Annotated in this window: 9 protein-coding genes and 1 pseudogene; 6 read left to right on the forward strand and 4 right to left on the reverse strand. The window is 68.2% G+C overall.

Annotation, left to right across the window (positions count from 1 at the left end; translation table 11 throughout):
* Both ACLP25_RS08930 and ACLP25_RS08935 read left to right on the forward strand, forming a co-directional pair.
* On the forward strand, positions 1–295 hold a 295-nt coding region (locus ACLP25_RS08930), incomplete at its 5' end, for an ABC transporter permease subunit (RefSeq protein ID WP_442468849.1).
* 572 nt (positions 296–867) lie between these two features.
* Positions 868–1,125 (forward strand): hypothetical protein, encoded by a 258-nt coding sequence (locus ACLP25_RS08935; protein ID WP_442468850.1) that lies wholly within the window; start codon positions 868–870, stop codon positions 1,123–1,125.
* A 92-nt stretch (positions 1,126–1,217) separates the two neighbouring features.
* Here the strand turns inward: ACLP25_RS08935 and ACLP25_RS08940 are convergent, their stop codons facing one another.
* A complete protein-coding gene (locus ACLP25_RS08940; protein ID WP_442468851.1) occupies positions 1,218–2,147 on the reverse strand; it encodes a LysR family transcriptional regulator in 930 nt (309 codons plus the stop codon).
* A gap of 97 nt (positions 2,148–2,244) precedes the next feature.
* On the opposite strand from ACLP25_RS08940, the gene ACLP25_RS08945 reads away from it, so the two are divergent.
* From ACLP25_RS08945 to ACLP25_RS08955, 3 genes are read left to right on the forward strand one after another with little or no spacing between them, the layout of a single operon-like run.
* Positions 2,245–2,856 carry a malonic semialdehyde reductase gene (locus ACLP25_RS08945; RefSeq protein WP_442468852.1) on the forward strand — a complete coding sequence of 204 codons (612 nt, stop codon included), beginning with the start codon at positions 2,245–2,247 and terminating at the stop codon, positions 2,854–2,856.
* A 28-nt stretch (positions 2,857–2,884) separates the two neighbouring features.
* Complete coding sequence (gene wrbA, locus ACLP25_RS08950; protein ID WP_442468853.1) at positions 2,885–3,484, forward strand: NAD(P)H:quinone oxidoreductase; 600 nt, start codon at positions 2,885–2,887, stop codon at positions 3,482–3,484.
* 44 nt (positions 3,485–3,528) lie between these two features.
* Positions 3,529–3,954 carry a DoxX family protein gene (locus ACLP25_RS08955; RefSeq protein ID WP_442468854.1) on the forward strand — a complete coding sequence of 142 codons (426 nt, stop codon included), beginning with the start codon at positions 3,529–3,531 and terminating at the stop codon, positions 3,952–3,954.
* Between the two features lie 77 nt (positions 3,955–4,031).
* Here ACLP25_RS08955 and ACLP25_RS08960 read toward each other — a convergent pair whose 3' ends face one another.
* From ACLP25_RS08960 to ACLP25_RS08970, 3 genes are all read right to left on the reverse strand, one after another.
* Positions 4,032–5,711 (reverse strand): DUF882 domain-containing protein, encoded by a 1,680-nt coding sequence (locus tag ACLP25_RS08960; protein ID WP_442468855.1) that lies wholly within the window; start codon positions 5,709–5,711, stop codon positions 4,032–4,034.
* A 224-nt stretch (positions 5,712–5,935) separates the two neighbouring features.
* On the reverse strand, positions 5,936–7,816 hold the full coding sequence (locus ACLP25_RS08965) for a L,D-transpeptidase family protein (protein ID WP_442468856.1): 1,881 nt from the start codon (positions 7,814–7,816) through the stop codon (positions 5,936–5,938).
* A 69-nt stretch (positions 7,817–7,885) separates the two neighbouring features.
* Positions 7,886–9,367 carry a sigma-54-dependent transcriptional regulator gene (locus ACLP25_RS08970; RefSeq protein WP_442468857.1) on the reverse strand — a complete coding sequence of 494 codons (1,482 nt, stop codon included), beginning with the start codon at positions 9,365–9,367 and terminating at the stop codon, positions 7,886–7,888.
* Between the two features lie 173 nt (positions 9,368–9,540).
* Here ACLP25_RS08970 and ACLP25_RS08975 point away from each other — a divergent pair.
* Positions 9,541–9,758: pseudogene (locus ACLP25_RS08975) on the forward strand (M3 family oligoendopeptidase); the annotation flags it as partial.

Consider the following 9,758-nt stretch of genomic DNA (forward strand, 5'->3'; position numbering starts at 1 on the left):
CGGGGGCTTGTCAGCATTCGGCGGCGTGCTGTTGGCCGGCTACGCGAGCAAGGCCGCGCAGGGCATGGGCGAGGCGTATCTCCTGCCGGCGATCGCCTCGGTGGTTCTCGGCGGCGCCTCGATCCTCGGCGGACGCGGCAGCTATTTCGGCACGGTCGCCGGGGTGATCCTGATTACGCTCCTGCAGTCGATTTTGTCGGTGGTGCAGATGCCGGACGCGGGACGTCAGATCATCTATGGGGTCGTGATCATCGCCATGCTGCTGCTCTACGGACGCGAGCGCGCGGCGCGATAGCCGGGCCGGAAAGGCGACCGGTCTGTTGAAAGACAGCGAGCGGCGCGCCGTCTATCCGGTCCGGCGCGTCGCTCGTCGTTTCAGGGGTTTGCGCGGCGCGAGGACGGATTAGGACGCGCCGTGGCTCCCCGAAAGGCCGCTATCGAAAGATCATTCGCCCGCGCCCCGGACCGCGAGACCGCTTGCAGGACAGACCCTCTCGCCCCGAGGGGCGCGGCGGCCTTAAGCAAACGATGTGGAAGAATGAAGGACTCCGGCGCGCATAGGACTTCTCTTACCCACTCCCCTCCTCGAATACGCCGTTCCGCCCGTTTGAGAACAATGTTCACAACGCATCGCCTTTGGCAAGCGAAATCCGCATTCCGCGGCTTTTTGTCTCGCCGGCTTTCGCCGCGCGTGTGAGCCGCCCGCTACACCCAAAGGCCTAAACCTCAGGAGATGACGGTTGGTTGACTGTTGTGTGACAGCCATCACGGCTGATTTGTCAGGAATATGTTTTGTTGAGTGTATCGAACGAAGAAATAAAGACGAGCCCGACGGTCTCGGGATTCACTCATTGCCAGGAGGATAAAATGCGTACCGCTCTCTCCACCTCAGCATTTGCCATCGCATGCGCAGTGGCGCTGGCCTTCCCGGCGGCGGCGAACGCCTCGAACGACGGCGTGCAGCATCAGGCGCATCTTCAGCGCGTCGCCCATGTCCACACGATCCCCGCATCCGCGGAGGCCCTGTCTCCGTCGATGATTGCGCCCGCCATGCATCGGGATGACGATTCAGACGGCTTGTCGCGCAACACCGGGGAGTGCAATCGCGGCTGCATCGATAACTGAAAGCGCCGTCTCTGGCTCTGTCGCGCGACGACGAGAAAAGGCCCTGGCGGGACGCTCCCGCCGGGGCCTTTGCTTTTTGGAGAAGCCCGGTCCTACGCAGCCGTCGACTCGGCGCGGTACGCCTCCGGACAGGCCGCGATGAGCCGCCTGAGGTCGTCGATCAGCCAGCGCCCGGCCACCCCGATCTCGCTGCCGCGCAGCCGCATTACGTGAACGCGGAACTGGAACGGGTCCTGCTCGGCGAGCTCCAGCCTCTTCAGCCGTCCCGCCGCGATGGGCTCGCGCACCATATGCAGCGGCATGTTGCACCAGCCGAAGCCCGCGAGCAGGAACTCGAGGCGGGTCGAGAGATCGGCGAAGCGCCAGATGTGATGGCCGACGATGCCGCCGCTGAAGTTCTGCGTCAGCGGCGTGCGGTCGGTGAGGACGAGCTGAACGTAGGGCTCGAGCGTCGTGCGCGCGATCGGCTCGGGTTCACGCGCCAGCGGATGGTCGACACTGACGACCGGCGCCACGTCGAAGGCCCCCAGAAACTCAGCGATGAGGTCGCCGACGCCGTCCGGACGCATCGGCGCGATCGCGAATTGCGCCGCGCCGTCGCGCAGCCGCTGCTCGGAACCGCCGAGATTCTCGGTGAAGATCGTGACCGGCAGCTTGGGAAACTCGACGCTCAGCGCCTTGAGGCTGGCGATCAGCGGCGCGTGCGGGAAAATCGGGTCGACCGCCAGCGAAAGTTCCGCCTCGATGCCGGAGGCGATGCTCGCCGCCCGCGCCTTCAGCTCGTCCGCCCGTTGCAGGAGGCGGCGCGCGTCCTTCATCAGCGCCTCGCCCGCCCGCGTGAGCTTCGGCGTCCTGCCCGACCGGTCGAACAGCGCTACGCCGAGATTCGATTCGAGCGCCGCGATCGACTGGCTGATCGCCGACTGCACCCGTCCGAGCTTCCGCGCCGCGGCGGAAAAACTGCCCGCATCGACGGCGGCGACGAAGATCCGCATCTGATCGAGAGTCAATGCATCAATCACCGTATATGTCTATCATCCAGACAGATGGAAATCATCACAATTTGCTGAGTTGTGCTGATGGTGGCCCCGCCCCATGTTGCAGCGCACGGAGATTCTCATGACCGAACTCAGGAATGAGCGCGGCGCCGGCGTTGGCGCAGCCGCTCTCGCACAATTGTTCACCGCCGCCCGCACCCATAACGCGTTTCTCGACAGGCCTGTCCCGGACGATCTGCTCGTTGAGGCGCTGGACCTCGCCAAGATGGGGCCGACCGCCGCCAACTCGCAGCCGTTGCGCGTGCTCTTCCTCCGTTCGCAGGAGGCCAAGGAGCGGTTGCGTCCGGCCCTTTCGGCCGGAAACGCCGCCAAGACGATGGCGGCGCCGGTCGTCGCCATCGCCGGCTACGACGTCGAGTTCTACGAGCATCTGCCGTACCTCTTCCCACACGCCGACGCCAAGAGCTGGTTTGCCGGCAACCGGGCTTTCGCCGACCGCACCGCCTTCCAGAGCGGGACCTTGCAGGTTGCCTATTTGCTCCTCGCGTTGCGGGCGCTCGGCCTCGACGCGGGCCCGATGGCCGGGTTCGACAACGCCAAGGTCGACGCCGAGTTCTTCCCCGACGGCAAGGTGAAGTCGAACGTCCTCATCAACATCGGCTACGGCGACGACGCCAAGCTCTTCCCCCGCAGCCCCCGTTTCGCCTTCGACCAGATGGCGAAGGTGCTGTAACCTCGATCCACGATCCGGAGACGTTCCCATGACCAAAGTGCTTGTTCTGTATTATTCGAGCTACGGCCACGTCGAGGCGCTGGCCCATGCGGAGGCGGAGGGCGCCCGAGCCGCCGGCGCGACCGTCGACATCAAGCGCGTGCCGGAAATCGTCCCGGAGGAAATCGCCAAGGCGGCGCATTTCAAGCTCGACCAGCCGGCGCCGATCGCCAAAGTCGAGGATCTGGCGAACTACGACGCGATTATTGTCGGCGCGCCGACCCGCTTTGGCCGGATGCCGTCAGCCATGGGGAGCTTCTTTGAGCAGGCCGGCGGGCTCTGGGCGACCGGCGCGCTGCATGGCAAGGTCGGCGGCGCATTCACCTCGAGCGCCAGCCAGCACGGCGGCAACGAGACGACGCTCTTTTCGATCCTGACCAATCTTCTGCACTTCGGACTGGTGATCGTCGGCCTGCCGTACAGCCACGCGGGCCAGATGACGCTGGAAGAGATCGTCGGCGGCGCGCCCTACGGCGCGACGACCATCGCTGGCGGCCAGGGCCAGCGGCATCCGAGCAAGATCGAGCTTGACGGCGCCCGTCACCAGGGCGAACTCATCGCCAAGACCGCGGCCAAGCTCAAAGGCTGAGGCCAGCGGCTACAAGAAGGTGGCAAAACCAAAGGGATGAGACCATGAGCGTATCCACACTCCCGGCCGGCGCCCCGACGTCGAAGGTGAAGATCCTCCCGCGCTCCTGGGCGCCGGCGCTGCATTCGATCCTGCGCATCGTCGCGGGCCTCCTTTTCCTGGAGCATGGCACCGGCAAGCTCCTCGGCTTTCCCGCCGGCCTGCCGTTCATCGACAAGATGCCAGCGGGGCTGCTCTATTTCACCGGAACGATTGAACTCGTCGGCGGCCTCCTGATCGTGCTCGGCCTGTTCACCCGGCCGGTCGCGTTCGTGCTCTCGGGCTTCATGGCCTTCGGCTATTTCCTCGCGCATTTCCCGGTGAGCTTCTTCCCCGCGATCAATTATGGGGAGCCGGCCGTGCTGTTCTGTTTCCTGTTCCTCTACTTCGCCGCGGCCGGTCCGGGGCCGTGGTCGATCGACCGCGACTGAGGCGAACCTTTACATAGCGGCCACAACAGTCGGCGCGAGGGCGACCTCGCGCCGATTGGCGTTTCGCGTAACCCTGGTTACGGCTGCGGCCCGTGCGGGTCGTCCGGGCCGCCGGGCGTCTTGAACCCGAAGAGTTTCGCGACCTTGGCGATGAAGCCGGCCTTGGGCTCGGCCGGTGCGGCGGCCTGAGATGTCGACGCCGGGTCGACGTTGGGGATCGGCATCGGCGGCAGCGGCGCGTCGAGTTCCGCGGCGCGCGCCAGCAGCGTTCCCTCGTCCGCGGCCGGGGACGGCGGCGGCTCGGCGAGGGCCAGCGCGGCGGCAGGCGGAGGCTTGGTGATGCCCCGCGTGATGACGCTCGGCAGGCCCTCTGAGTCATCGGACGGTGCGGCGCGCGCAACCGCCGGAGCGTTGGCGACCGCGACAACCGGAGGACGAGCGGGCGGCGCGATCGACGCGGTGACGTCCGGCGACCCGATCGCTTCGGGCGACAGCAGGGCGAGGTGGGCCGGCCGGACGGGCGGCAAAGGCGTCGGCGCGTTCGACCCCGGCGCGGCAAGGTCAGCTGGCCGGACCGGGGGCAGGGGAATGTCGGCGAGCAGGGCGACCTGCTGCTCGAGATTGGCGGGCCGCCGCGGCGGCAGCGGCGCGAGGTAGAGCGCCGCGATCGGTCCGGTAAGCTTGACCGCGGAGTCGGGCGCCGCGTCGCTCTCGACCTTCGGCTGTTCCAGCGCCGCGACGACCTGCGGCTTGGCGGCGGGTTCGGGCGCCGGCGCTGGCGCCGATGGAGCCTCCGCCGCCGGGGCCGGCTCCGCGTAGGCCGGGCCGGTCGGCAGGCCGCGTTTGGCTTTCGCCACGGCTACGGGTCCGGCCTCGGCGATCTCGATCGACGCCGGCTCTGGCGTCGGCGCCGCGTTGCCGCCGCCCGTACGCCCGCCGCGTCCCCCGCCGCGACTGGCGACGACCGCCTCCTGTCCGCCGGCCTCCTCGGCGTCGTCGGCGCCGCCGCCGCGCCATCCGAACAGCCAGGCGAACAGTCCGCCACCGCTCGCCGTCTGGATCTGGCCGCCGCGCTGCTCGATCTCGGCCTTGGCCAGATCGTAGCCCGGCATCGGCTGGCCGTCGGCCGGGATGAACACCGTCTTGCCATCGGGGAAGAGGCGCGTCAGCGCCTCGCGGCTCATTCGCGGCCAGTAGCGCACCGAGCCGCTGTCGATATGGACCCAGGGCGTGATGCCGACCGGGTAGAAGCCGACGCCGCCTTCCTCCATCCGCATCGCGATGTCGCGGATGCGCGCTGTGCCGACGTCGAGGAAATGCGCGTCGATCGCGCGGCCTTCCATGTGCTGCGAGTGCTCGGCCACCTGCCGCGAGCGGCGGCGCAGCATGGCGTTGGTCTGCGGCGAACGATAGGCCGAAAGGACGTCGATCGGCTGCTGAGAGCCGGATTCGCGATAGACCTCCCAGATGATGTCGAAGAGATGTGGATCCATCTTGGTCGGCTCGTTGAGCCGCCAGTCGCGCATGAACCAGTTGAGCTTGTCGAGCACCGCCTGATCGTAGACCCCGTTGACCATGTAGGTGAACGAGCCTTCTTCGTTGGTGTGCTGGTTGGAGAAGATGACCGTCCGGGTGTCGCCGTTGGCCACCGCCGATTCGGTCGAATTGGGCGAAATCCAGGCGACCGCGAGGATGGCGGCCAAGGCGACGCGCGACGCGCCGCCGCGTAAGCCCCAATTCATCACAATAAGCCCCAACAGATCATCCTTCCGACTTGCGGCGCGCCGATGAGGTCGCGGTGACCTCGGACCCATGCGTCCGTCCGCACGTTCTCTGACCGGGGATCCCGCCCGGCCAGCCGCCTTGCGCCCGGAGCGCGTCTTGAGCGCGCGAAACCGGGACTTCCGCCTCGCTGTGGCCAGTGCGTCACAGCTTCGGGAAATTCAATCGGATTGGCGTATAGACCCATCGCGTCCCCGATTCAATCTTGACTTTTTGTGGACAATATGCGGGCGACCTTTTGCGTCAGGCCGTAGACGTCCGGCCGCTCCTCGAGCGTTCCGTCGGCGTCGACGAACTCGGTGAAATATTCGATGTGGATCGGCAGCGGGCGCGGCAGGAAGACCGTCCGCTCCGGGCCGCCGATCGCCGCCTCGAGGCGGGATTCCGGCCAGTTGAGGACAATCTCGGCGAGGCGCTCCGGGTCCTCGACCCGCACGCAGCCATGGCTCAAGGCCCGCATGTCCTCGGCGAACAGCTGACGCGCCGGCGTGTCGTGCAGATAGATGGCGTGGTCGTTCGGGAACATGAAGGCGAGCCGCCCGAGCGCGTTGTCGTCTCCCGGGGGCTGCCGAACGATGAGCCGCCCGCCGACCGTCTTCACCTCGTAGCCGAGATGCGTGAAGTGAGCGAGGCGCGGCGCAATCTCCTTCTTGATGATCGAATCGGGAACCTCCCACGACGGATTGATGAGCACGTAGCGCATCCGGTCGGAGAACACCGTCGTCGGCGTGTCCGGCTTTCCGACCACGACTCGCGAGCTCATGACCATCCGATCCCCGTCCATGACCGCGACGGAGAAGTCCGGGATGTTGACCTCGATTCGCCGCTCGCCCATATCGCGCGGCTCCCAGCGCCATATTTCCATGTTGGCGAGGATGGCGGCGCGCTCGCGGGCGGAGGCGCGGCGGGCGGCCGCCGGAGCGGCGGAAGCGAGGTAGGACCGGTGGGCGCGCGCCTTTGCGGTCCTCGCCGCGGCGCCGACGAGCGCGTCGTCGCTGAACGCGGGCGCGTCGGAGACGGCGCCGAGGTCGGCGGCGGCATTGTCGCCGGGCGTCGCGCCTTCGGCCCTTTCGTCCACGCGCCTCAGCGCTTCGCGCAGCGCCTGATAGCCCTTCTGAGGCGGATTGAACGCGGCAAGCCGCGCGCCGGGATCGGACGCCGCGGCCGTTTCGGCCAGGGCTTCGCCGGGATCGGCGACCTCGGGCCTCGCTGCGAAGACCGGCGAGACGCGCCATGGCGCGAGCCGCGATCCGCTCGCCTGCTCGGCATAGGCGACGACGCCGGATGCGAGGGCGACTTCCGCCGCCGCGACCGCCGCCGGGTCGAGCGGGGCGGAGAGCTTCCGGGGCAGGGAAAGGCCGGAGACCGTGAGCCCGTCCTGCGGCGCGCGCGCGATCTGCGCTGCGACGGCGCGGCCCGCTGTCGTGAGTCCGTCGCCGTCGACCCAAACAGGCTGAAAGCCGCGGACTGCGTAAAACGCCCCGATCGCCGCTCGCGCTGCGCCCCAATCGCCCGCGCCCAGCGGATTGGCGCGATCGTCGCGGAGGATGAGGCGATCGAGCGCCTCGGCCATCGCGGCCGGGACAGGATCGGGCGCGCCGGTCCCCGGCGCCGCGACGACGGCGGTCGGCGGAACGGAGTCCGAGTTCGCGTTCGGGATGGGGACCGGCGGCGCGCTCGATGGTCCGACGACGGTCGGCGGCGGGGACCAAGCCGGCGTTGCGTCAGCCGCCGTCGCGCCAGGCGGCGTTGTGTCGGCCAGCGTTTCGCCGAGGGGCGTCGCCAACGCGGTCAGGGCGTCCCTGTCGGCAAGGCGCTGGAACGCGCCCAGGTCGGCCGGGACGACGGGCATGGATCGATAGTGGGCCGGCAGCGGGCCGTTCGGGCGCGGGGCATTAAGCCTCTCGATCAGCGGATTGGCGGGGATGTCGGCAAGGCGCGACAGCGCCCGCGAGACCAGACCGCCCGCGACCGCTCCGCCCGCCAGGCCCGGGACGGCGGCGGCGACGCAGACCTGTAGCGGCGCGAGGCGCCGCGTCCGCTGGCCGAAACCCATGTTCCCCTTCCGCGGCGCGTTCACGCGCCGGTCCGTGCGTGACGTCCCGCGACGGCCCGGAGCGTGTGAATCGGCGCCAACACGGATTTACCCTTACGCCGCATCGCCGATCAAGCCGTCGCCGAGACCGCAGTCCTTCATCTTGCGGTACAGCGTCGAGCGCCCGATGCCGAGCTTGCGGGCGACCTGCGACATCTGACCGCGGTAATGGGCGAGGGCGAAGCGGATCGACTCGGCCTCGATGTCCTCGAGCGTGCGCACGTCGCCGTGGTCGTTGATGAGTCTGAGCGCGTGCGGGTCGGGAGTGACGATCGGGGCGGGCCGCGGGGGCTCAGCGCTTGGGTCCGCCGCCACCGAGGGCGGGGCAGGGGGAATTCGCACGTCGAAGCCTTCGACCTGCGCTGCGATCTGCGGGAATTCTGCGGTCGTCAATTCGTCGCCGTCAGCAAGCACGACAGCGCGGAAGACGGCGTTCTCGAGCTGGCGGACGTTGCCCGGCCAGTCGTAGGCCGAGAGCAGCGCTAGCGCCTCGGCGGTGAGGCCGCGGATGCGCTTGCCCTCCTCGGCGCAGAAACGGGCGAGGAAGCGCCGCGCGAGGTCCGGGACGTCGCAGGAGCGGGCGCGAAGCGGCGGGACGGAGATCGGGAACACGTTGAGACGGTAGAAAAGGTCCTCGCGGAACTGTCCGGCCTTCACCAGTTCGATGAGATTCTGGTTGGTCGCCGACATGACCCGGACGTCGACCTTGAGCGGCCGCCGCGCGCCCACGGGATCGATCTCGCCGTCCTGCAAGGCGCGCAGCAGCTTGACCTGCGCTTCGAGTGACAATTCGCCGATTTCGTCGAGGAACAGGGTGCCCCCATTGGCCTCGGCGAACTTGCCGATGTGCTTTTCGGTGGCGCCGGTGAACGAGCCCTTCTCGTGGCCGAACAGGATCGATTCGACCAGCGTCTCGGGCAGCGCGCCGCAGTTGACGGTCACGAATGGCTTGCCGCGCCGCTCCGAGCTGCCCTGGATCGCCCGCGCTATCAGCTCCTTGCCGACGCCGGATTCGCCTTCGATCAGCACGGGGATGTTCGACTTCGCCGCGCGCTCGGCGAGCCGCACGCTGCGGGCCATCGAGTCGGCGCGGCTGACGATGTCGCGGAAGCCGAGTTCGCCGGCGTTGCGCCGGGTGGCGCGCCTGAGTTCGTCCTCGAGCGCGTCGACGCGCAGCGCGTTCTTGATCGACACCTGCAGGCGCTCGGCGCCGACCGGCTTGACGACGAAGTCGATCGCGCCGGCCCGCATCGCCGAGATGACGGCCTCGATCGAGCCATGCGCCGTCTGGACGATCGCAGGCAAGGCGATGTCGCGCTGGCGCAGGCGCTGGAGCACGCCCATCCCGTCGAGGTCGGGCATGACGAGGTCGAGAATGACGAGGTTGACCGGCGGCCGGTCGCTCGCCTGCAGGCGCGCCAGAGCGGCCTCGCCCGAATCCAACGTCTCGACGTCGTAGCCGAACCGCCTCGTCATCGCTTCCAGCAGGCGCCGCTGGATCGGATCGTCGTCGACAACGAGGATGAGGGCGGCCATTGTGTTCCCGAGACTGAAGCGAGCGTTCAACCGAGCGTTGCGAGACCCTCGGATATCAGGGTAAACGCCATGTTAATGGAGTCCCTTTCTGATGCGAGTCATCCGCAAAAGCGCCGCTTTGTCGGGGCGAAGGATAAGGCGATAGTGAAGAGAACATTGGACAGGTCGCGACAATGAGAAGTCTTTCCCCCTCCTCTGACGCTGCTGAGAGGCCGCCCGCCGGCGCAGGCGAACTGGGCGACCTGCCGCGGTGGCGGCTCGACGACCTCTACGACAGCATGGACTCGCCCCGTTTCGCCGCCGATCTCGAGCGGGCGCGGCTCGAGGCCAAGGCGTTCGCCGAAAGCTGGCGCGGCAAGCTCGCCGGCGTCGCCGCGGGGCCTCAGGCCGG

The organism is Roseiarcus sp. (assembly GCF_052145395.1).
Lineage (GTDB): Bacteria > Pseudomonadota > Alphaproteobacteria > Rhizobiales > Beijerinckiaceae > Roseiarcus.